The 21,169-nt window shown below is 58.8% G+C and carries 23 protein-coding genes and 2 pseudogenes; 21 read left to right on the top strand and 4 right to left on the bottom strand.

Annotation, left to right across the window (positions count from 1 at the left end; all coding sequences use genetic code 11):
* Nucleotides 1-3: 3 nt before the first annotated feature.
* The 9 genes from JCM25414_RS21560 (at nt 4) to JCM25414_RS21545 (ending at nt 4,194) form a co-directional block, all read left to right on the top strand.
* A complete protein-coding gene (locus JCM25414_RS21560; protein WP_051535738.1) occupies nt 4-576 on the top strand; it encodes a hypothetical protein in 573 nt (190 codons plus the stop codon).
* A gap of 64 nt (nt 577-640) precedes the next feature.
* Nucleotides 641-946 carry an adenylate/guanylate cyclase domain-containing protein gene (locus tag JCM25414_RS21555; RefSeq protein ID WP_051535737.1) on the top strand — a complete coding sequence of 102 codons (306 nt, stop codon included), beginning with the start codon at nt 641-643 and terminating at the stop codon, nt 944-946.
* Complete coding sequence (locus JCM25414_RS06730; protein ID WP_025841127.1) at nt 943-1,749, top strand: MlaE family ABC transporter permease; 807 nt, start codon at nt 943-945, stop codon at nt 1,747-1,749. The genes JCM25414_RS21555 and JCM25414_RS06730 overlap by 4 nt, the downstream gene beginning before the upstream one ends.
* Nucleotides 1,746-2,060 carry a hypothetical protein gene (locus JCM25414_RS24720; RefSeq protein ID WP_242403411.1) on the top strand — a complete coding sequence of 105 codons (315 nt, stop codon included), beginning with the start codon at nt 1,746-1,748 and terminating at the stop codon, nt 2,058-2,060. The genes JCM25414_RS06730 and JCM25414_RS24720 overlap by 4 nt, the downstream gene beginning before the upstream one ends.
* A 200-nt stretch (nt 2,061-2,260) precedes the next feature.
* Nucleotides 2,261-2,446, top strand: a complete 186-nt coding sequence (locus JCM25414_RS24715; protein WP_242403410.1) for a hypothetical protein — start codon at nt 2,261-2,263, stop codon at nt 2,444-2,446.
* Nucleotides 2,446-2,922, top strand: coding sequence for an MlaD family protein (locus JCM25414_RS26995; RefSeq protein WP_408734878.1), 477 nt, complete (start codon nt 2,446-2,448; stop codon nt 2,920-2,922). The genes JCM25414_RS24715 and JCM25414_RS26995 overlap by 1 nt, the downstream gene beginning before the upstream one ends.
* Complete coding sequence (locus JCM25414_RS26990; protein WP_408734877.1) at nt 2,919-3,410, top strand: hypothetical protein; 492 nt, start codon at nt 2,919-2,921, stop codon at nt 3,408-3,410. Before JCM25414_RS26995 ends, JCM25414_RS26990 begins: the two co-directional genes overlap by 4 nt.
* Nucleotides 3,407-3,715 carry a hypothetical protein gene (locus JCM25414_RS21550; RefSeq protein WP_148300980.1) on the top strand — a complete coding sequence of 103 codons (309 nt, stop codon included), beginning with the start codon at nt 3,407-3,409 and terminating at the stop codon, nt 3,713-3,715. The genes JCM25414_RS26990 and JCM25414_RS21550 overlap by 4 nt, the downstream gene beginning before the upstream one ends.
* A gap of 44 nt (nt 3,716-3,759) precedes the next feature.
* Nucleotides 3,760-4,194, top strand: coding sequence for a hypothetical protein (locus JCM25414_RS21545; RefSeq protein ID WP_051535735.1), 435 nt, complete (start codon nt 3,760-3,762; stop codon nt 4,192-4,194).
* 80 nt (nt 4,195-4,274) lie between these two features.
* Here the strand turns inward: JCM25414_RS21545 and JCM25414_RS06710 are convergent, their stop codons facing one another.
* From JCM25414_RS06710 to JCM25414_RS06700, 3 genes are read right to left on the bottom strand one after another with little or no spacing between them, the layout of a single operon-like run.
* Nucleotides 4,275-4,583, bottom strand: a complete 309-nt coding sequence (locus JCM25414_RS06710; RefSeq protein WP_025841126.1) for a hypothetical protein — start codon at nt 4,581-4,583, stop codon at nt 4,275-4,277.
* The gene (locus JCM25414_RS06705) at nt 4,580-6,046 is read right to left on the bottom strand and encodes a PepSY-associated TM helix domain-containing protein (protein ID WP_025841125.1); all 1,467 of its coding nucleotides are present in this window, start codon (nt 6,044-6,046) and stop codon (nt 4,580-4,582) included. The genes JCM25414_RS06710 and JCM25414_RS06705 overlap by 4 nt, the downstream gene beginning before the upstream one ends.
* Nucleotides 6,046-6,324, bottom strand: coding sequence for a hypothetical protein (locus JCM25414_RS06700; RefSeq protein WP_025841124.1), 279 nt, complete (start codon nt 6,322-6,324; stop codon nt 6,046-6,048). The genes JCM25414_RS06705 and JCM25414_RS06700 overlap by 1 nt, the downstream gene beginning before the upstream one ends.
* Nucleotides 6,325-6,530: 206 nt before the next feature.
* Between JCM25414_RS06700 and JCM25414_RS17945 the strand changes: the two are divergent.
* Nucleotides 6,531-8,715: pseudogene (locus JCM25414_RS17945) on the top strand (TonB-dependent receptor).
* A gap of 483 nt (nt 8,716-9,198) precedes the next feature.
* Here the strand turns inward: JCM25414_RS17945 and bioB are convergent.
* Nucleotides 9,199-10,296: a biotin synthase BioB gene (bioB, locus tag JCM25414_RS17940; RefSeq protein WP_408734876.1), complete on the bottom strand. Its 1,098-nt coding sequence runs from the start codon at nt 10,294-10,296 to the stop codon at nt 9,199-9,201.
* Between the two features lie 28 nt (nt 10,297-10,324).
* Between bioB and JCM25414_RS06685 the strand changes: the two genes are divergently transcribed.
* The 11 genes and pseudogenes from JCM25414_RS06685 to JCM25414_RS06640 all read left to right on the top strand — a co-directional run bounded on the left by JCM25414_RS06685 (nt 10,325) and on the right by JCM25414_RS06640 (nt 21,168).
* Nucleotides 10,325-11,149: an acyl-ACP desaturase gene (locus tag JCM25414_RS06685; RefSeq protein WP_025841123.1), complete on the top strand. Its 825-nt coding sequence runs from the start codon at nt 10,325-10,327 to the stop codon at nt 11,147-11,149.
* Between the two features lie 89 nt (nt 11,150-11,238).
* Entirely contained in the window at nt 11,239-11,886 is a 648-nt protein-coding gene (locus tag JCM25414_RS06680) for a Dabb family protein (RefSeq protein WP_025841122.1), read from the top strand.
* Nucleotides 11,887-11,981: 95 nt separating this feature from the next.
* Nucleotides 11,982-14,058: pseudogene (locus tag JCM25414_RS22360) on the top strand (M13 family metallopeptidase).
* A 182-nt stretch (nt 14,059-14,240) separates the two neighbouring features.
* Entirely contained in the window at nt 14,241-16,127 is a 1,887-nt protein-coding gene (locus JCM25414_RS21530; RefSeq protein ID WP_025841121.1) for a sensor histidine kinase, read from the top strand.
* A 146-nt stretch (nt 16,128-16,273) separates the two neighbouring features.
* The gene (locus JCM25414_RS17925) at nt 16,274-16,780 is read left to right on the top strand and encodes a type 2 periplasmic-binding domain-containing protein (protein WP_081775823.1); all 507 of its coding nucleotides are present in this window, start codon (nt 16,274-16,276) and stop codon (nt 16,778-16,780) included.
* Nucleotides 16,723-16,992 carry a glycine betaine ABC transporter substrate-binding protein gene (locus JCM25414_RS22355; protein ID WP_148300978.1) on the top strand — a complete coding sequence of 90 codons (270 nt, stop codon included), beginning with the start codon at nt 16,723-16,725 and terminating at the stop codon, nt 16,990-16,992. The genes JCM25414_RS17925 and JCM25414_RS22355 overlap by 58 nt, the downstream gene beginning before the upstream one ends.
* 370 nt (nt 16,993-17,362) lie before the next feature.
* Nucleotides 17,363-18,301 (top strand): class I SAM-dependent methyltransferase, encoded by a 939-nt coding sequence (locus JCM25414_RS17920; RefSeq protein ID WP_242403409.1) that lies wholly within the window; start codon nt 17,363-17,365, stop codon nt 18,299-18,301.
* A gap of 90 nt (nt 18,302-18,391) precedes the next feature.
* Nucleotides 18,392-18,883, top strand: coding sequence for a hypothetical protein (locus JCM25414_RS17915; RefSeq protein WP_025841120.1), 492 nt, complete (start codon nt 18,392-18,394; stop codon nt 18,881-18,883).
* 75 nt (nt 18,884-18,958) lie between these two features.
* The gene (gene fabD / locus JCM25414_RS06650; RefSeq protein ID WP_025841119.1) at nt 18,959-19,930 is read left to right on the top strand and encodes an ACP S-malonyltransferase; all 972 of its coding nucleotides are present in this window, start codon (nt 18,959-18,961) and stop codon (nt 19,928-19,930) included.
* An 18-nt stretch (nt 19,931-19,948) separates the two neighbouring features.
* Nucleotides 19,949-20,689 (top strand): 3-oxoacyl-[acyl-carrier-protein] reductase, encoded by a 741-nt coding sequence (fabG, locus tag JCM25414_RS06645; protein ID WP_025841118.1) that lies wholly within the window; start codon nt 19,949-19,951, stop codon nt 20,687-20,689.
* Nucleotides 20,690-20,928: 239 nt separating this feature from the next.
* Complete coding sequence (locus JCM25414_RS06640; RefSeq protein WP_023978090.1) at nt 20,929-21,168, top strand: acyl carrier protein; 240 nt, start codon at nt 20,929-20,931, stop codon at nt 21,166-21,168.
* Nucleotide 21,169 lies beyond the last annotated feature (1 nt).

Raw genomic sequence — 21,169 nt, 5'->3', positions numbered from 1 at the left:
GGCATGGAGCTGTCGCATAGCGATCTGAAGAATTTCTTCGCATTGCTGATGGCGGGGGACGTACTCGAGAGTGATCATGCCGCCACGCAGGAAGGGCTGCGTACGTTCCAGCGCATGGTCATGACCCAGATCGGGTCAAAGGCCGTCTATATCCAGCCCATTCTCGCGCGAGGGCTGGTGATTGGCATGGTGGTGCTCGAAGACGCAATCCGTCCTCACGCCGTCTCGCATATCATTGCCATTGTAGCCGAAATTGCCGCGGTGCGCTTTGCCGCCATGCGCGAGGATGAGAGTCGCATCGAGAAGCCTGAGCCTCGGCAGAGGGAAGAGTCGGCGGCTGTCAGAACGCGCCTGAGCGAGGGGTTCATCGCCGCCCCGACCAGAGGGGCACGGGTGCTCTCGCCTCGGGGCAATACGCGATGGTCCCGGTGGCAACAGTTCTTTTCCAGGATTCCACGTCGGAAGAGGATGTCGCCCTTATTCCGATCGTGCAGGACCTGGTGGAAAAATTCCAGGAGGTCGTCCAGCATCAGAACCTGTTTTCTGCTCAGGTGTTGGGAAGCCGGCTGGTGCTGATCGGAGGCTGCTCACAGGAACCCGACCCCGATGCGGCGCGTCGCGTGCCGATGCATTGCTTGCGTTGCGCGAACTGGCTCTGATCACACTCTCCGATGCCGATCTGACGCCCAATTTCCGTATTGGCCTCGATGTCGGTCGGGCTTTCGGCGCCATGCTTGGCAGCGAGCCGGGTGTGTTCAATGTCTGGGGCGAGGCTCCCCAGACGTCGGAGCTTCTCGCGATCAGCGCGCCCGATGCGGGTACGATCCAGGTCTCCGAGGCTGCGCACGCCTTGCTGCGTGATTACTATCTCTTCAGGCCGCGTGGCATGTTCTACCTGCCTGCTCTGGGCATCACCAATACCTACGTTCTGGCGGCGAGGCGGTGACAGAAGAGCTTCCTTTCTATCGTCGCTTTCTGCGGCGCCTGGGCGGGCTGACACGACGCCAGCTCCGCTTCACGCTCATGCTTGTCGGTGCGAGTTGGGGGGTGGTGCGTGAGGCAAGCCGTCCTACCTCATGGCGTCGTACCGTCATTTTCGAGTTCAAGAGCACATTGCGTCAGGCAGCGGGGGGCGGTCTGTTCAGCACGCTTTTTACGGCGGCCCTTACAGGGTTCGGTATTGTGGCGCAGGCCATCTACTGGCTCGGGATCGCGGGCATGGCCGACACTACGGACTCGCTTCTTGCGACTGTTCTGGTACGCGAAATTGCGCCGGTTCTCGTCGGGATCATTCTGCTTGGGCGCAGTGCCATGCTGAGCCTGACCCAGCTCGGACAACTCACGATCGGCGGCGAATTGCGCGCGCTTCAGGCGCAAGGCATCGACCCTTTCCTCACGCTCGTCATGCCGCGCACACTGGCGATGATGCTGGCCTCGTTCACGCTCGGCGTAGTGTTCAGCGTCATCGCGCTCTCGGTCGGCTATGGTGTCTGTCGCATGAATGCGGTGATCACCATGCCGCTATGGACTTTCCTCTACGACATTGTCGGGGCCATGAAGCCGATCGACTATCTGGGCATTCCACTCAAGCTGATCATCAGCGGGTTTCTGCTCAGCCTCGCTACGCAGTTGACCGGTCTTGACGCGACGCGCGCCGACACACTCGCGACGCTTATGCCACGTGGCTTTGCTCGTGGTATTCTCGTGATCATGATCGTGAATGTCGTACTCGGGGTTACCGTTGCATGAGTGACGATCTGTCTGCTGTTCTGGAATTGCGTGAGGCCCAGCCTGTCTTCGAGGAGAGTGGACTGGCATCCATTCCCTATTCCCTGCGTCTGATGCCGGGCGATTGTATGCTCATCGCGTGTCGCGACCCGTTGCGTGCGACTCGTTTTGCCGATCTATGCAGCGGACTGACACCGCTCGTGTCGGGGCATGCGCTGTGTCTCGGCCTCGATTGGGCGACTCTCGCCGAGACGCGCTCCTGGGCGCTGCGTGGCAGGATCGGACGCGTCATGCAGCAGGCGCATGGATTGATCTCTTCGGGACGGATCTGAATATTCTCGTCCAGCAGCTGCATCACACGCGCACGCCGACCCAGGATCTTATCGATGAGGCGACGGCTCTGGCACGGCGCTTCGGGCTGCCGGGCCTGCCCAGCCTGGCGCCGGGCAGGCTGAGTATGGCTGACCGAACGAAGGCGGCCTGTGTCAGGGCTTTTCTAGGCGAGCCACGTCTACTCCTATTGGAAGATCCCGTGGAACTGGAGAATGCCGATATGATGACGGCCTTTCTCGCCGAACTGACCGCAGCGCGGGAACGTGGGTGCGGAGTTATCTGGTTCTCGCGGGAGCCGGAGCTGTGGCGTGGTTATAAAGCCTTGGGCACGCAGCGTTTCAGATTGCTCGATGAGGGTTTGCTGCCAATGAAGCAGGTGATGTGATGTTCCGCGTACGCTCCAATTCCGAGGCCGATGGCCGCTCGCGACCATTGATGCGCATTCGCTATGCCGATGAATGGGTCGGCATCCTCGTGATGGCGACATTCGGGCTGTTCGTTTTTGCAATTGTTGAGGCCGGCGTGCTGCGCGACTGGCTGACCCCCTCGGGCAAGCTGCATTTCAATCTGCCGGAAAGCGGCATTGCCGGACTCGCTGTCGGTAACGACATCGAACTCATGGGTATCCGTATCGGGTCGATCCGTTCGGTAAAGATCAATCCGCATGGCAACATGTATGCGATTGCGGATATCGACCCTCAGTTCGAGCCCTATATCCGCAAGGACAGTCACGCAATCATCCGCCGCCGCTTCGTTGTGGCTGGAGCCAGCTATATCGAACTGGAGCGCAGCAAAGGGCCTTCGATGGACTGGGAGTTCGCTGAACTCGAGGCTACCGTTGAGCCCAATCCAGCGACATGATCACCAAGACGATCGCTGATATCCGCGCAGGCATGATGCCGAGCCTGCGCAATGCAGACAGGATCATGGCCGATCTGGCAACGGTGACGAATGCCATTCGTGCAGGCAAGGGATCGGTTGGCGGGATCATCATGGATGACAAGCTGCTCAACCACGCTGACGATGTGCTGAAATCGCTTCAGGACTCCATCGAACGACTCAAGCCGATTGAGGCACAGGTCTCTGGCGTGCTGAAACAGACCGAAGGCACCATGAGCAATCTGCGTTCGAGCAGTAACGACGTGAAGAAAGCCACGCCGCAGCTCAAGGAGACGATGGCGCATATGGACGAGGCGACTGCGCAGCTCCCCGCCCTGTTGACACAGGCTCAGGCGACGGCGAACAGCCTCAAGAAGCTGACCGATCAACTGCGCAGTCTATGGATTCTCGGAGGAAGTTCAGGCAAGCCGACACCGCGCAAATTGCGTGCCGGGGATATCAAGCCATGAGATATCGGGCTCATATTGCGATGACCGCGCTGGTTGCTTTGACGGCTTGCAGCGCTGGGGGCGATCATGGTGGGGTTCGCACCGATCAGGACTACGCCAATGCGATGGATGTCGGGCATGAGGCTTTCGACATGGCGCGCGCGGAGCAGGCACAGGCACAGTTTCAGACGGCTTATGATCGTGCCCTTCTGCGTGACGATGCCGGGGCTATCGGGGATGCCGGCTATGACCTGGGTGTGGCGCAGCTTGGCATGGGCGATGCGCAGGCGGCACTCGGCACCGTCGAGCGAACGCGTCATGCCTGAAGCTCCGTGGCGCGAATGCCGGGCCGGAGCTGGAACTCGTTGCCATGGCGGCTTATTATCGCCTCGGTCAGTACCGGGCGGCACTCGACGCGGGTGGACGTGTCCAGACGAGTGATCCGGCGTTGACGGAACGGCGCGCCTTTCTTATGGGGCTTGCGGCTGACGGGCTCGGTGATGAAAAGACACTGGTCGCAGCCCGCGATGCCTTACCCAATTCTGCCAAACCACCCTTGCTCGAGCAGGCCGATCGTGCGGAAATCGAGTCCCGCCTGGCCTTGCGTCTAGGGGCTTATGACAAGGCCGAGACAGAGGCCATCAGGGCCGTCGCGCTGCGTCGGGATATTCTCGACTACCGGGGGATGGCGCGTGGCCTCGATTGCGCGGCCAATGCCGCAAAGGGGGCATCTCAGTGGCATAGAGCAGCGGCCTACACACAGCGCGCTGCTGAAAGCCGGGCTCAGGCAGAGAATAAAACCTGATCCAGAAGTTTGTTGTGGTCAGCCATGTAACCTGAGGTCCTGTTCGTCCGCAGGCTTATTCTGAGCTGCGAGGCGAAAGTTCAGGCGATTTCGGCGGACTGATCTGACAATCGCTCACGCTTCATGTTCCTGATGGACATGATTGTCAGAAAACCAGAGGCAAACAGCCCAGCGATTGACGCCGACCCAAACCAGACGAGTAAGCCGGAAACCAGATCGAGCTGACAGCATAAAAATGCGGCCAGGACAGGCAGAACGATACGACAGAGATGCAGTGGTAAGCGCGGCTGTGCGGCAAGCCCCTGTATGCGAAGGAATTTGGGCTGGAGCATTGCGTGGGCGAAAAGAGCAATGCTCCAGAAGACCGTGGCAATGAGGATGATGATCATAGGGCGACGAGCCTGCGGTGAATGAAAAGGGCTGTGAGGCCGAGGCAGAAGACCGTTAAATCGACCGTTTTGTAGACATCGAATCCGTTGAGAAAACCGTTTACGCTGCGTGTCATAAGATCGAGTGGGAAAAGCGTCAGAGCGAAAGCCGCGAAGATGGTGCATTGCTCGTTCCACCCGCGCTTGGGCCGGACGCTGAAGCTGCGAATGGCTGCATGGAGTAGCGCAAGGGCCCAGACGGTAAAAAAAGTCCTGATCTCCAGGGCGCTACGCTGAGGCAGGTCTGACCAGAAGAGACGATTGGCCCAGAGATAGGCGAGGCAGGCCAGAGGCAGGCCTGTTGTGACGGCAATGGTCAACGTTTCAGCCAAGCGAAAAAGGAAATTTCGCGCCTTTCGAGGCCGATGCTTCATCAGAAACAGGATCAGGCCGCCTGACATCATGACACTGCCGACAAGGCCGGAAATAAAATAGAGCCAGCGCATCGGCAGGGGCGCCCACCGAATAAAATGCAGGCCGCGCAGCACGCCACCGATGCGATGCAGATTATCCGGGATCCGGACGACGGCAATCTGAGAGCCGTCTTTTTCAGAAAACGTCACATGGTCTCGCGACAGGGCAAATGACGCGGAATCGGCTTTCGTCATAGATACTGAGCCGCGTTCGAACATCACGAGACCGATGGTGTCGGCGCCCAGAACTGTCTCAGCCTTGTGCAGCATAGGAGCAAGAGGGGCGAGGGCAGGGGCGTCCTGCATATGACCGCCCGGCGTACCATGAGGGCGAACCGGTCGCTCGTGGCCATGATGCCCCATGCCGAACATCGGAAAGAGGCGCGGCGCGTGAATGACGGCGCCGGTATAGGCCATCATGGCCATGAACGGCAGAAAAAACAGGCCGGCCAGAATATGGGCATCCATCCAGGCGCGGGTTTTGGAGGCGAAGGGTCGAAAGAGCAGAAGATCGCTCAGGATGCTACGGAAATGAACGATAATGCCAGACACGACGGCAACGAGAAGACCGACTGCCGCAATTTCAGTAAGCATGTTCCCCCAAAAGGGGCCGTAATAAAGAGAGTGGTGCAGGTCGTAAAAAAGCTGCCCTCCGCCAGTCTCACGCGTGAGAATGGGAAAGCCGTCGACCGGATTATAAACCGTGCCGATAAAAGCATGACCATTGAAATATTGTATGCGCAGCATCGGGTCGCGCGGCGTTGGCAGGGTGATGAAGGCGTTTTCGCCCTGGCTGCGTAGATCCTGCGCCAGTTGGCCGATCCGGTTGAGCGCCTCATCGCTCAGAGCCTCTGGCTGATAGCGTGAGAGTTCTGGCTGCATCCAATGCGTCAGTTCGGTGTCGAAAAGAGCTAGCGAGCCGCCGGTGAAGACGACGACCAGAACAAGGCCACCGATAAACCCGACCCATTCGTGAAGCCATCCCATCCGGATGCGCAGCGTGTCACGCATCAGCAGAACCATCCGAGGCAAGGAGCGAGCAGGGCGAAGCTGAGCAAGATGTTACGCTTTCGGCGGGGCGGAATGGAAAAAATCACGAGCAGAAGGGCCGGCATCAGGGCGAAGGCGCAGAGAAACCCGACATTCAGGAATGGCTCTCCGCCCATATGGCGAAAGAGAGAGAGCACACCGATAGCCGCGACATAGATGAATGCCATACCGACGAGGAGCCGCAGGCTCCAGGCGCGGATCAGCTTTCTATCATGTTTCTTCTTGAGACTCTTTCGCATGTGGTTCCTGTGCAACAGGGCCTCATTTTCCTGACTAAGGAGCGTCAGGCGGGCCAAAGTTTAGTTGCGAGCGTTTCTTAATCGCGTCTATTTGACCGCGTCATTTACCCCTTGTCAATGAGATCCCCCTCTTGAACAGCTCGACCCAGATTACCTTGCTTTCCTTGCGTCAGCGCTCACAGCGCATCGCGTTTTCCGCCCTTCTGATGATGTCCGCTGCGCTCACTTGCGAGGCGCACGCACAGGATCAGACGGCAGTTCAAGCACAGACGCAATCAAAACAGGGTAAAGACGCGCAAAAACAGGCGGCTGCGTCGCCCGGGGCGGCCGCCCTGTCCAGAGACGAGCAGATCGAGGTGAAGGCGCAGCGTCAGAACCGCATGGAGGTCAAGTCTGGCGGCAATCTCGGTGCGCTGGGCAACAAGAAGGGGCTGGACGTTCCTTTCAATGTGCGCAGCTATACCTCGGCGCTGATTCTGAACCAGCAATCCCAGACGCTGGGTGACGTGTTGATGAACGATCCGACCGTTCGCACCACCTATGGCTACGGTAATTTCTCCGAGCAGTTCATCATTCGCGGTTTTCCGGTCTACGGTGACGACGTGTCGATTGACGGGCTGTACGGCATCACACCTCGTCAGCTCGTCTCCCCGCAGCTTTACGATCAGGTTCAGGTGCTCAACGGCGCCAGCGCCTTTCTGAACGGTGCTGCACCAAGCGGTACGGCGCAGGGCGGTAACATCAATCTCGAATTCAAGCATGCGGGCGACACGCCGCTCACACGTGTGACGGGCGATTACACGAGCTCATCAATGGGCGGTGGTGCCATCGACGTGGGAAGACGCTTCGGGCAGGACAAACAGTTCGGGGTGCGGATCAATGTGGCGGGACGCAGTGGCGTTTCCGCTATTGATCGCGAGAAGCGCCATCAGGTTGCTGTGGGCGGCGGGTTTGACTGGCACGACCGTTCCGAACGCACACGCGTAACCGTGGACATGGCCTATGAAACCAGGGTGTTAATGGCGGCCGCCCGGGTGTGTTGCTCAGCGGTCTGACCAGTGTCCCCAAAGTGCCGGCACCCGGCTTCAACTATGGCCAGCCCTGGACCTATACCGAGCTCAACTACATTTATGGCAAGCTCAAGGTTGAGCATGATTTTGGCAAATATCTGACAGCCTACGGCCAGTTCGGCGGTCTGGGCGGAAATGAAAAGGGCAATTACTCGTCTCTGACTGTAACCAATGCCCGAACCGGTGCGGGTACGAATGGGGCGATGTATGTGCCCTATGTGCAGACCAACAAGACCACTCAGGCCGGAGTGCGCGCTCACGTGCAGACCGGTGGCCTCAAGCATGAGATCAATGCAGGTGGGTCAGCCCTGTGGTCCGACGTGGCAACCGCCTATGCGATGACGCTCAGCCCCATCAAGTCGAATCTTTACAAACCCAATCTGACTTCTGTCGCTCCTGCCGAAACCTTTGTCGGCGGCAATATCGACAATCCTCAGCTCAATAACCACACGCGGCTATGGAGCCTCTTTTTCTCGGATACCGTTTCCGCTTTCCATGATCGCGTCGCACTGACGGCAGGGTTCCGATATCAGGATATCCAGATGATCAGCTACGGATATGGCAAAGGCGCGCCGACAGGTTACAGCACGAATGCCTTCACACCGGTCGTTGGCCTTGTTGTGCACCCTACTCGTCAGACGTCGATCTACTTCAATCGTATCGAGGGTCTGTCTCAAGGGCCTCAGGCTTCTGGCAATGTCGTCAATCTGGGCGAGATTTTCCCACCCTATCAGAGCGTTCAATATGAAGTCGGTGCGAAATACGATATCGGCCGTTTTGCGACATCTTTGGCGCTTTTCCAGATCGACAAGCCCAATGCCTATAGCGTGCCTTTTGGCAATTCCGGTCAGGCAATCTACTCGGTGGACGGATTGCAGCGTAATCGAGGCATCGAATTCACCGTTAATGGTGAGATCATCAAAGGGCTGCGTTTCAATGGGGGCGCATCGATCATCGATGCCGATCAACGCCGCACGTCGGGCGGCCTTTATGACGGTAATCGCGCCATCGGCGTGCCGGGCTACACGATCAACGGCAATCTCGAATATGATCTGCCTTCATCCGTGGCGCAACCGTCACCGGGCGTGTGATCCAGACCGGTCATCAATACGCCGACAACCTCAACAAGCTGCGCGTCCCGAACTGGACCCGTTTCGATGTGGGCGCGCGTTACAGCTTCGTGGTCGAGCACAAGGCCATCACGACCCGCCTTGGCGTCGATAACCTTGCCAATACCCGCTATTGGGAAAGCGCTTTCGGCGGCTATCTGCTTCAGGGCCTGCCGCGTACGTTCAAGTTTTCTGTCACGGCTGATTTCTGATTATCCGAAGGGGAGGGGCGCAGTAACGTGCCTTCTCCACGCGAGGGGGAGCCTCAATGGCCCCCTTCGAGAAAAAGCCAACCTCCGGGTTGGCTTTTTTGTTGCTCTCCATCTGGCAATCCACGCGTTGCGGGAAAGAGGACGCAAGCAGGATAGTCAGCGCTGGTCTTTCCGCCAGGATGCATCAAGTGCCGTGGTAGCGTGCCCGCGGGTCGCAGGGTCGAAAATATTTCAGCGACATAGTCTCAACCGACCCGGAAGGTCCTGCGCGCAATCGAACGGTCAGCCTGCAGTAATGAAACCCCCGGAGGGCGAAGACTTGTCCCTGTCAAATCAGGTCGGGAGGGGCGGAGCTTATCCCCTCTCCCGGGGTACGGGATCGAGCCCCGAGAAACATACCGATAAAAAAGGCCGGTCCCTGTTCAGGAACCGGCCTCTGCCCAATACCGACCGGGAGGTGTCAATGCCCCTCGGTCATGGGCTTCATGCCAAGCCCGCGAGCAGCTTACGGTCGCGATGCTCGGCGGGGTTGGGTGTGGTCAGCAGCTTGTCGCCGCAGAAAATCGAATTGGCTCCAGCGAGAAAGACCAGCGCATGGGCCTCGTCGCTCATCAGCTCGCGGCCTGCGGCGAGACGCACATGGCTGGCGGGCATGGTGATGCGCGCAGCGGCCACGATGCGGGCGAAAGTAATGGGATCGACGGCTTCTGCCTCGGCGAGGGGCGTGCCTTCGACGCGCACGAGCAGATTGATCGGCACGCTTTCGGGATGCTGGGGCAGGGAAGCGAGGGTGGCGATCAGCCCGGCGCGGTCGCTTTCGTCCTCACCCATGCCCACGATGCCGCCGCAGCAGACATTGATGCCAGCGTCGCGCACGTTGGATAGTGTGTCGAGACGGTCCTGATAAGTGCGTGTGGTGATGATCTTGTCGTAATACTCGGGCGAGGTATCGAGATTATGGTTGTAATAATCCAGACCGGCCTCTTTCAGGCGGCGCGACTGATCGCCATCAAGCATGCCGAGCGTGACGCAGGTTTCTAGACCGACGGATTTCACGCCTTCGATCATGGCGCAGACCGTGTCGAGATCGCGCTCCTTGGGCGAGCGCCAGGCAGCTCCCATGCAGAAGCGACCGGCGCCGGCGGCCTTGGCGGCGCGAGCTTCGGTCAGAACCTTCTCAAGCGCCATCAGACGCTCGGCCTTCACGCTTTTTTCGTGCAGGGCACTTTGCGGACAATAGGCGCAGTCTTCGGGGCAGCCACCGGTCTTGATCGAGAGCAGGGTCGAGATCTGCACGCGTGTCGGGTCGAAATAGGCGCGATGGGCCAGCTGGGCGCGAAAGATCAGCTCGGGAAAGGGCAGGTCGATCAGGGCCGCTACTTCGTCGCGTGTCCAGTCATGCCTGATCTCGGGTTTCCAGCTCGCCTGGGTGCGTATTTCGCGGGGAAGGACCGGATCTCGGGTCAGCGTATCGAGGGACATGCGGGGCATGGCTCCAAAATATTTGAAATTGAAAAGCTTCGGCAGCGATGCCACAGCAAGGGGGCGCTTGTCACGCATCTGCGCGAGATGTCTACCCAAAATGGCGCATTCATGTCATCACTGCGTCATGAAACATTGGCGCATCGATCAGATGGATTGGGATGCTTTCGATGCATCCCGTGTGGACCCGGACATCATTCCGGTCATCAAGGCAGCGGCGGTTGTCGAGCGTAACGGGCTCGATTACGCGGTCTATCTAGGCAACGTCTTCGTAGGCGACCCTGATTTTCGCCAGGCAGCGGATAACTGGGCGGTCGAGGAGGTGCAGCATGGCGATGCGCTCGGCAAATGGGCGATGCTGGCCGATCCGGGCTGGGATTACATGAAGGCGTTCGAGCGTTATCGTGCGACCTATCATATAGAACAGGATGTCGATGCCTCGATCCGCGGGTCACGCACTGGCGAACTGATCGCACGCTGTATGGTCGAGACGGGTACGTCTTCTTTCTATACGGCCCTCGCCGATGCGACGGACGAGCCGGTTCTCAAGGCCATCTGTAAACAGATCGCCGCAGATGAATACCGCCATTTCAAGCTTTTCTACGATCACATGCATCGCTATCTGAAGCGCGAGAAGCTGAGTGTCTGGCAGCGTACGAAGATCGCTCTTGGACGCGTGACCGAGAGTGAGGATGACGAGCTGGCGACGGCCTATTACACAACGAACATGTCGACCAGTACGCCTTATGATCACAAGAAATGCATTGCCGCCTATATGGCGCGGGCGATGGGCTGTTATCAGCTCAAGCATATCAATCGTGTAACCAGCATGATCTTCAAGACGATCGGCTTTACACCGCATTCCAGAGTTCAGGTTTGGGTCGCCAAGGCGATGTATCAGCTGATCCAGTTCAAGGCGAAGCGCTTCAGGCGGGCTCTGGCCACTTCATAACGAAAGCGTTTTCTGCCCTACAGCGAATTAAGCCGTCTCACGGTACGATCCTGATCTAAGATGGCTCAGATCTAACACCGTGGAGCGTTATGGCCGTGCTGTCTCATCTTTCACGCCTCACCCTGATGGGGGCGATCATTTCCGGTGGCGTGCTGGCGCTTGCAGCGACACCCGCCCAGGCCGATCCGTATTCTCTGCCGATTGCCTCTTCCGGGCCGGTCGTCCTGCCGCCTGTGGCCGATGACGGCACGATAGCGGCCCGCGGGCTCGCGGCTCAGGTAGGGTTGCCGCAATTCACCTCGCCAAGCTGGCGCCCCGGACTGGTGCGCCACATCGTGATGTTCCGCTATAAGGCGAGCGCGACTGCTGCAATGCGCGCCGAAGTCACGTCGCGCTTTCTGAGGCTCGTGCAGGATTCCCGCCGCCCCGATGGCACGCATCCGGTGAAGTCGATCGAGATGGGGGTGCAGAATAGCGGAGAGGGCGCCGATGCCGGTTTGCAGCAGGCTTTTGTGGTGACCTTCGCATCGGAAGGCGATCGCAATTTCTATGTGGGCAAGCCCGTGATCATGGACCCGGCTTGGTTCGATCCGGCCCATGAAGCGTTCAAGACGTTTGCAGCCCCTGCGCTCGAAAAGGTTGTCGTATTCGATTTCGATGTTCTGGTCTCGGCCAGTCAGGGATCGTCTGGGCGCAAGGGCTCTACGCTCAACGCAAACGGCCGGACTCGCCGCTGAACGAAAACTGTCATAACGTTGCGTAATGTGTCCCGCCTCATGAGAGTGCGGGACGTGAAGACTATTTATGGAAAAGGCTGCCTTGTGACCGGAAAATGAAACGCGTTTCCTCGCTATGGCTTGGCGCTGTCAGCGTTCTTGCTTTAACCGTACAGTCTGCTTCGGCCCAGACCCCGAAAGCCAAGGCTGATGATGCGAGCGTCAAGCCCTATGATCCGAGCTGGGGCTTCAACATGTCCGGAATGGACAAGGCCGTAAGGCCCGGCGACAATTTCTTTCAGTATGCCAATGGCACCTATCTGAAAAATATCGTGATTCCGTCTGATCGGGCATCATTCGGCCCGTTCATCATTCTCGCCGAGACGGCGCGTGAGCGCGTGCAGGCGATCCTGAGCGACGCGGGAAAGCATCCCTCGGCAGATCCCAGGACGACTGAAGAGAAGCTCGGCGCGTTCTACGCAACGTTCCTCGATACGGCTCAGGCAGACAAGCTGGGTGCGACCCCGCTCAAGACCGATCTGGACACGGTTCGTGGCGTAAAGGATGCGGCTTCTCTGGCGCATCTTTTTGGTCAGGCGGCTTTCGGCTTTCAGTACGCGCCGTTCTCCCTGAATATCAACGCCGATGACAACAATCCGGGCGAGTATGCGCTGCTGCTGCACCAGGCAAGCTCGGCCTGCCGGATCGTGACTACTACCTCAAGCCGGATTTCGCAGCGAAGAAAAAGGCCTATCAGGCTTATATTTCCAAGACATTGAGCATGATCGACTGGCCCGGGGCCGATCAGGAGGCCGCGAAGATCGTGGCGCTCGAAACCGAGCTGGCCAAAGCCGAGTGGTCGCGCATCGAAATGCGTGACCCTGTGAAGGTCTATAATCCGATGACCGTGGCCGAACTGGCCAAAAAGGCGCCAGGTGTCGATTGGGCCAGGTTCCTGATTTCGGCGGAATTCCCGAAGCGGGTCTGGAGAGCCGCCGTATTGTCGTGGGTGAGCCGACGGCGCTCGCCGGTATGGCCAAAGTGCTGTCAACGGCAGATTACGCTACGATCCGCTCGTGGTTGGCCTTTCATCTTGCCAGTGATGCTTCGTCTTATCTCAGTCAGGCTTTCGTCCAGAGCTCCTTTGATTTTTACGATCATGAGCTCGAAGGTTCGCCGCAGCTTCCTGTGCGCTGGAAGCAGGCTGTCAGTCATACGGAAGACGCCATGGGCTGGGCGATCGGCAAGATCTATGTCGAGCGTTATTTTCCCCCGGCTGCGAAGGCGCGCATCACTGAGCTGACGCAGGACGTCAAGGCGGCGTTTGCCAATCGTCTGGCGCATAATGCCTGGATGGCCCCTGCCACACGAGAAGCCGCAGGACGCAAGCTGCAGAATTTCGAAATTCAGGTCGGTTATCCCAATAAATGGCGCGATTATGCGGGACTCTCCGTCAAGCCGGGCGATCTCTACGGCAATGGCGCACGCGCGATCGCTTTCGAGTGGCAGTATAATCTGGGCCATCTCGACAAGAAGGTCGACCGCAACGAGTGGTTCATGACGCCGCAAACGGTCAACGCCTATAATGACCCCAATCAGGTCGAGATCGTCTTCCCGGCCGCTATTCTGCAGCCGCCTTTCTTCGACCCCAAGGGAGATTCGGCTGTCAATTACGGTGCCATCGGTGGAGTAATTGGTCACGAGATGACCCATTCCTTCGACGATGAAGGGCGTCAGTATGACGAGCATGGCCGTTTGCATCAGTGGTGGACCCCGGATGACGTCAAGCGTTTCCAGGCGCTGGCCGACCGCTACGGCAAGCAATATGATGCATTCGAGGTACTGCCCGGCGTGCATCTTAACGGCAAGCTGACCATGGGTGAAAACATTGCTGACCTCGGTGGTCTGACCTTGGCGCTGGATGCCTATCATGCATCGCTGCGTGGCAAGCCTGCCCCGGTGGTTCATGGCCTGACAGGCGATCAGCGCGTCTTCCTCGGCTGGGCACAGGTCTGGCGTCAGAAGCTGCGTGAGGATTCCATCCGCAATCGTGCCGTGACCGACCCGCATTCTGCGCCTGAAGCGCGCGTGAACCTGCCCATGCACAATATCGACGCATGGTACGCAGCTTTTGGCGTGAAGCCTGGCGACAAGCTCTATCTCTCGCCGCAGGATCGCGTTAAAATATGGTGATTATGCTTCTGATGAACGTTAAATAATCCTTATGTCGACTACCCAGTGCTGCGTCGCCAAGGCGCAGGAGGTAGCGACTGGAAAGGTTTGATAAACTTCATGTACGTTCAAGGAACGGCAAGGGAACAGTCTCCGACAGAAGAGACGACCGATCCGTTCACTCTCTGCAAGTCTGGCGTCTTATGAGGCGCCAGCACGATCTCCACGACCTTCTGACGGTTGCGGCTGCGATGGCGCGGGCACCTGCTGCCTATATTGCTTTGCCCGATGGTAATCAGCAAAATGTGGTAGCCAGTTATGGTCCGCTCCCCGAGCCTCTTTCGGTGCCGATCAGTGCGCCCAAGCAACGTTTTGTGCAGGAAGTATTGCCCCCGCTGGGCGAGCTGGCTCAAGTGCCCTGGCGTTATGCTTTTCAGACACGGGTGCCTGTGTCGCTCGTTGGGCAGTCGGCAGCAGGCACGCTTTGCTTTCTGACTTATGGTGTTCTCGACCCTGATACGGTGGCTTTCAGGGACGGTCTCGAAGCGGTGATTCGACAGATCACCCTCGTCCTGGCGAGGCCGGATGAGGACGGCTCAGCGTCTGTCCCGGCTGTCGTGCATGCACGACGGGAGGAAGTGCCATCGGTACTCCCCTCTATCGAGGATCTGCCCGGGATCGGCACGTTTGAGATCAGGTTTGGGAGCAACCTCATATCGCTCTCCGCCGAGTTGATGCGCCTGACAGGGGTCTCGACCGGCACGCAATGTCCGATTGAGCTCTTTCAGAGCTGCATGCCGGTGCCGGATACTGACTTGGTGCATTTTGCCGAAGGCTCTAGCGATGAGATCCAGTTCGCCGAGACGGATTTTGCGATCCAGAGCCTGACCGACCATACCAGAATCTGGGTGAGGCGAAGGGCTGAGATCGAGGCCGACGAAAGAGGGAGGCCCTGGCGCCTGATCGGCACGCTTGAAGATATAACGCGCGACAGAGTGGCGACCAATCGTCTCTCTGCCATGGTCATTCTTGGTGATGCCCTGCGCAAGGTCGACACCCCAACAGAGGCGTATCATGCTGCTGCATCTGCGTTGGCCGATGCTCTTGGCGCCGATCGGGCAGGCTGGGCCCTGTTCGAGGCTGGTGACGAGGCGCATTTTCGCGTCGTGCAGGACTGGCACGGTAATCACCTGACCGGGGCTGCGGGGATTTATGATCGCTCCGCCTACGGTGTGGCTTTGCATGTGCTGGAACAAGGGTTGCTGCTTTCGGTGCGCGAAGCGCATGAGAATGTCTGGTTGCCTTGCTATGCGCGAGATCACGGTTCCGAGGATCAGGTCAGGTCGCAGCTCTTGATGCCGATCATGAGTCAGGGACGCCTGACGCATTGTCTCTACGTTCAGTGCTGCTCGCCGCGGGACTGGACCGATCAGGAACTGGCGTTTCTGCGCGCTGTATCCGACCGTGCCCAGGCTGCGGCGGCGTCTCTTGAGGCGCGCGCCCACCAGCAGACAATGCATCAGGAACTGGCTCATCGCCTCAAGAACACACTTGCCCTGGTTCAGGCTCTGGCCAATCAGAGCCTGCGCGGGGTCGATAATCGTGATGCGGTGAAGGCCTTCGAAAAACGCCTCGTGGCGCTGGGCTCTGCGCATGACCTGTTGATGCGTCAGGCTTGGAAAAGTGGCGATCTCGAAACGCTTGCCCGTGAGGTTCTGGCGCGTATCGCGCCAATCGAACGCTTTCATCTGGAGGGCGTCTCTGTCTCGCTTGGACCCAATACGGCGACCACGCTCGGTCTGATGTTGCATGAACTCGGAACCAATGCGGCCAAGTATGGGGCACTCAGCGCCGAGACGGGTCGTGTAAGTCTCGTCTGGACGATCGAGGCTGAAGAGGCGCGTAGAAATCTGACGCTGCACTGGCAGGAGGAAGGGGGGCCGCCCGTTACTGCCCCTCGTTCGACCGGCTTTGGCTCGCGATTGCTTCAGGCCGGGTTCGGGCATCAGGGCTCGGCGATCGTGAGCTACCCCGAAACGGGGTGCGATGCGGTCTTCACCCTGCCGCTGCGTCAGGCACAGAGCAATTGAGCGGGATCCAGACGCGTCTGTAGAAAGGGTTGATGGCAGGGAGGGCCGACAAAAGCGTCAAAGCCGGACTATCCTCTTGCCATTCCTGCCCTGAAGTGATCGAACACAGGCAAATTGCCTGATTTTCGTTTGCTGAAGGATGCGCCATGACCACGATCTCTCTGGGCTATCTGCGTAACGCCCTGCATGCTGGCTGTGCGAGCGCGGTCGCACGCGTCCTCGATGCCCATGAGGTAGAGGTCGAGTTCGTCGACGCCGATCGGGGTGAGTTGCCTGCCCTGCTCGAAGAGGGGGCCATCGATCTTCTGGTTTCGGCCTGGCTGCCGCGCGATGCCGATCTGGTTCAGCATGGCATGCGCGTTCTAGGCACGATCTATCGCCCCTATTACTGTTGGGGCAGCTATGGCGCAGTCTCTTCACTGGATGAGCTGTCGGGCGATGTTCTGGAAACGGTGTTCGTTGCCCGCTCCGATGCGGCGAGAGTGCAGGAGGCGCTTGCTCAGACGCCAGCCCTCTCCGGTCTGGCCCCGACGCTGTGTGAAGACGAAGCCTTTTCGAGACCGTGCAGGGCGCACGCGATGCGGGCAGGAGGTTCATGGTGTTTCTGGCCCAGCCCCACGCGCTTTTTTATGACGAGGCGTTTCAGCCGGTGAGCGATCCGCGCTTTTCGGAGGAGATGGAGGCCGCGCTTCTCGTTCGTGAGGCCGTCGCCGCCTGCGCTGATCAGGACATGCTGGACGAGCTGTCCGAGATGACGCTGGGCAACAAGGTGATGAGCGCCCTCGAATACGCGATCCAGGTCGATAACATGGACCCTGAAGAGGCCGCCGAGGCCTGGCAGCGCGGGCGTCTGGTGGCACGATAAGCTGGCTCTGCCCGGTTCAGCGCATGTTCCGGGCAGGAGCCGCTAATAGGGCGGTCGGTGAGGTCTTGTCTGTCCCGCAGGGGCAATGAAACAGATATTTCTGCCCTACGCCTCTGCTGAGGCTGATGGAGACGGCCGAAAACGCGTGATTGGCGCCGGTACTTCCAATAAATACACTTTATGATCGATGAAGTTTTCATAAATCTACAGAATATAGTATAGGCAGCGCATTCGGTATTTTTGCGGGTAGTGCATGTCTTCTTATCCAGAAGCGTCAGATCTATACGAGAAATTCAGGCATTGCAGCGACGAAGCGTGGTTGCAGATACTTGTCGCCTCTCTTAAGTTGCCCGAGATCGAGGGCGTCAGGATGCCGGCTTTTCCTGACCCGTCTTTTCAGAGTGAGGTTCACGGTCATTCGGGCGAAGTGTCGCTTCACGAAGCCTTCATGTTTTTTCGTGAGATCAAGGCCTATTGCCGCTATGCGGGCAGGCCGCTCAGCGCAGAGACAAGGCTGCTCGATTTCGGCTGTGGGTGGGGGCGTATTCTTCGTATCTTCATGAAAGATATCCGGCCCGAACATCTTTTCGGGATCGATTCGACATCGCGCTTTCTGATGGAGGCACGCCGTTGCAACCCGGCGCTCGGGTTTCTTCAGACGGGGCTTGCGCCCCCGACCATGATCACGGCCGGTTCGTTCGACCTGATCGTTTCGTTTTCAGTATTTTCCCATCTGGATGAATTCATCGCGGGATTATGGATCAATGAGTTTCACAGACTTCTGCGTCCCGGTGGCCTTGCGGTCATCACGACCCAGAGCAGACGGTTCATAGCGTTCTGTGCCGAGCAGCGTCTGCGCCGTGCATCGGGCATAAGGTTGGAGCATGGGTGGTACGAAGCGTGTGCTGACAGTTTTACGGACGAGGCGCGTGCCAATGCCCGGTATGATGCCGGGCGGTTCTTGCATGCAACGCCTGTCAGGCGCCCACATCCGGGCGCGCATTATGGCGAGGCGATTATTCCGCGCGATATATCGTCCAGAAATGGGGGCATCTGTTCAGAGTTATCGAATTTCTGGATGATCCGACCCGTGTGCCTCAGGTGCTTGTGGTCTTGCAGAAGATGGAATGATGAAACGTACACTACTCGTTGGTGCTGTGTCCGGCATGATCCTCTGTGCGGCTCAGGAAAGAGCCTTGGCCCAGTCGCACCGCGAGGCGCCGGGGGAGACGATCGAGGTTACCGAGCAGGGAGCGGTGATTCTTTCGAAGCGCTATCAACGACTGGAGCGCGTGTTCAGACGCTTTGATTCCTTTCCTGCCGCTGACCGTAGCGGACTCACCTTGCATCTGCAGGCGACGCTTCAGCCTGGTGAGCGTCCCGGCTATAATGCTGGCTCATGCTCCGCGATGGGGACAAGACCATCCGGCTCATTCCAGAGCCCGGTAACGAGATCATCTTTCCGCGAAACGCAAGGTTATGGGAAGCGAACCCCCCGCTCTATGCTCGGCTGCGCACAGGAGAGACACTGAGTGTCGGATTTTTCTTTACCGTCGCGCCTGCAGATCCGATGCGCTTCACCCAAAGCGAAGCAAAACACTGGCTGACCCTGCTTGATCGCTGTGTCGAGGATGAAGGCGGTTTTCTGATCGCCCTGCTTTTGCCTGATACCCATAAGCTCACGGTCGAGGTCGCCCCAGGCAGCCGGTTCGAGGTGGTTGAGGGCGATACGACGCATCAACTGGTCGATAACAGGGGGGAGGCACCGTATCCCTTCGCTTTTCGACCGCAGGATTATCCGCATGATGCAGTTTTCAAGGCCAGCAAACCGTTTGTTCGCATCGTCATGAACCTGCCTTTTCCGCTTCATGGCGCGCTCGAACGGAAGTAACGATTTGACAGCGATGCATTGCCTCCGCCATCACCCCACCCGGAATTGCTCAAAGCTTAGGGTGAGAAAGAACTGATGTCAGTGCATGCATTCGTGTTTCCGGGCCAGGGCAGCCAGTCTGTCGGAATGGGGCAGGGGCTTTACGAAGCGTTTCCTGCCGCGCGTGAAGTATTTCAGGAAGTCGATGACGCGCTCGGCGAACATCTGTCGAAGCTGATTTTCACAGGTGACGCGGCCGTGTTGACACGCACCGAAAACGCGCAACCCGCGTTGATGGCTGTCTCGCTTGCGACTGTGCGTGTGCTTGAAACAGAAGGCGGTTTTGCCTTGGCTGACAAGGCGACGGTCGTGGCCGGCCATTCCCTCGGCGAATATTCCGCCCTGGCGGCTTCGGGTGCACTGGGTATTGCCCAGACCGCACGCCTGCTGCGTCTGCGCGGTCTTGCCATGCAGGAAGCCGTTCCGGCAGGAGAGGGCGGTATGGCGGCCCTGCTCGGTGTCGAGGCTGAACTGGCTCAGGAAATCTGCCGCGAAGCTGCATGCCTCGAAATAGAGGGTGAGGAGACCGTTCATGAGACGATCGAACTCGCCAATGATAATGGTGGCGGTCAAATCGTGATTTCGGGGCGTCTGTCGGCCATCGAGCGGGCCATCGTTCTGGCGAAGGCCAAAGGCGTGAAGCGCGCCGTGCTGCTGCCGGTTTCTGCCCCTTTCCATTCGTCACTGATGAAGTCCGCCGCCGAGAGGATGGCCGAGGCTCTGGATCGCGCCGAAATAAGGGTACCTGTCATCCCGGTCATCACCAATGTCACGGCAGGCAAAAACACCGACGCTACACGCATTGCTGAGCTGCTCGTGCAGCAGGTGACGGGTTCGGTGCGCTGGCGTGAAAGCGTTCTGGCGATGGCAGCCATGGGCGTAACCTCTCAAATCGAGTTGGGTGCAGGCAAGGTGCTGACAGGGCTGGTGCGCCGCATCGTGCCTGAAATGACGGCGCGCAATGCGGGCACCCCGGAAGAAATCGAGGCGCTGCTTAGCGACCTCTGAAACCTGGAGAAAACAACGATGTTCCATCTGCAAGGCAAGACGGCGCTCGTAACGGGCGCTTCGGGCGGTTTGGGTGCCGCTATTGCGCGCGCCCTTCACGCCCAGGGCGCCGAGCTGGTGCTTTCCGGCACGCGTGAATCGGCTCTAGCCGAGGTGGCAGCAAGCCTTCGCGAGCGCGTGTATGTCTGCGCTGCCAATCTCTCCAGCGGTGAGGAAGCTGACGCGCTGGTTGGCAAGGCCGAGACGCTGCTGGGCAAGCCGCTCGATATTCTCGTCAATAATGCCGGACTGACGCGCGATGGCCTGATCATCCGCATGAAGGATGAAGACTGGTCGCAGGTCATGACCGTCGATCTGGAATCGCCATTCCGACTGTGTCGTGCCGCCCTCAAGGGCATGTTGCGTCGTCGCGGCGGGCGCATCATCAACATCGCCTCGATCGTTGGTGTGACCGGCAATGGCGGTCAGGCCAATTATTCTGCGGCCAAGGCAGGCATGATCGGCATGACCAAGTCATTGGCACAGGAAGTTGGTTCTCGCGGTGTGACGGTCAACGTGATCGCGCCGGGCTTCGTCGAAACGGCCATGACCGCCGTGCTGCCCGATGCACAGCGCGACAAGCTGCTGGGCTCCATCCCTCTGGGCCGCATGGGCAAGCCCGAAGATATTGCTGCAGCCGTCGTCTATCTCGCCTCGGAAGAGGCTGGCTGGGTGACCGGCATGACCATGAACGTCAATGGCGGGATGGCCATGCCCTGAGGGCAAAAGCTTACTACGCACGCAAAGCTTGGCGTGTGAGGTAAAACCATGCTAAGCGCCCGCTGCTTCGTCCGAAGCGTGGGCGCTTGAGCCCGCCGGGGTCCGAACTTCGGTCCGCGATTCAGAGCACTGGCAGTAAACGCCGCCTCTGGAGTAAAGACGGGGACCGACTGGGCGACCAGACGGATGGTAAAACAGATTCGAACCGCCCGAATAAGGCACACAGGAAGCCAGAACAGATGAGCGAAATCGCCGATAAGGTTAAGAAAATCGTTGTTGAGCATCTCGGCGTTGAAGAGAGCAAGGTGACCCCTGACGCTTCCTTCATCGACGATCTCGGCGCCGACAGCCTCGACACGGTCGAGCTGGTCATGGCCTTCGAAGAAGCCTTCAGCGTCGAAATTCCTGAAGATGCAGCCGAGAAGATCGCGACCGTCAAGGACGCCATCGACTACATCGAAAAGCAGAAGGCCGCCTGAT

This window comes from Asaia platycodi JCM 25414 (assembly GCF_000614545.1).
In the GTDB taxonomy this organism is placed as follows: domain Bacteria; phylum Pseudomonadota; class Alphaproteobacteria; order Acetobacterales; family Acetobacteraceae; genus Asaia; species Asaia platycodi.
The sequence above is the reverse complement of the archived record's forward strand: the minus strand, read 5'-3'. Positions and strand labels throughout refer to the sequence as shown.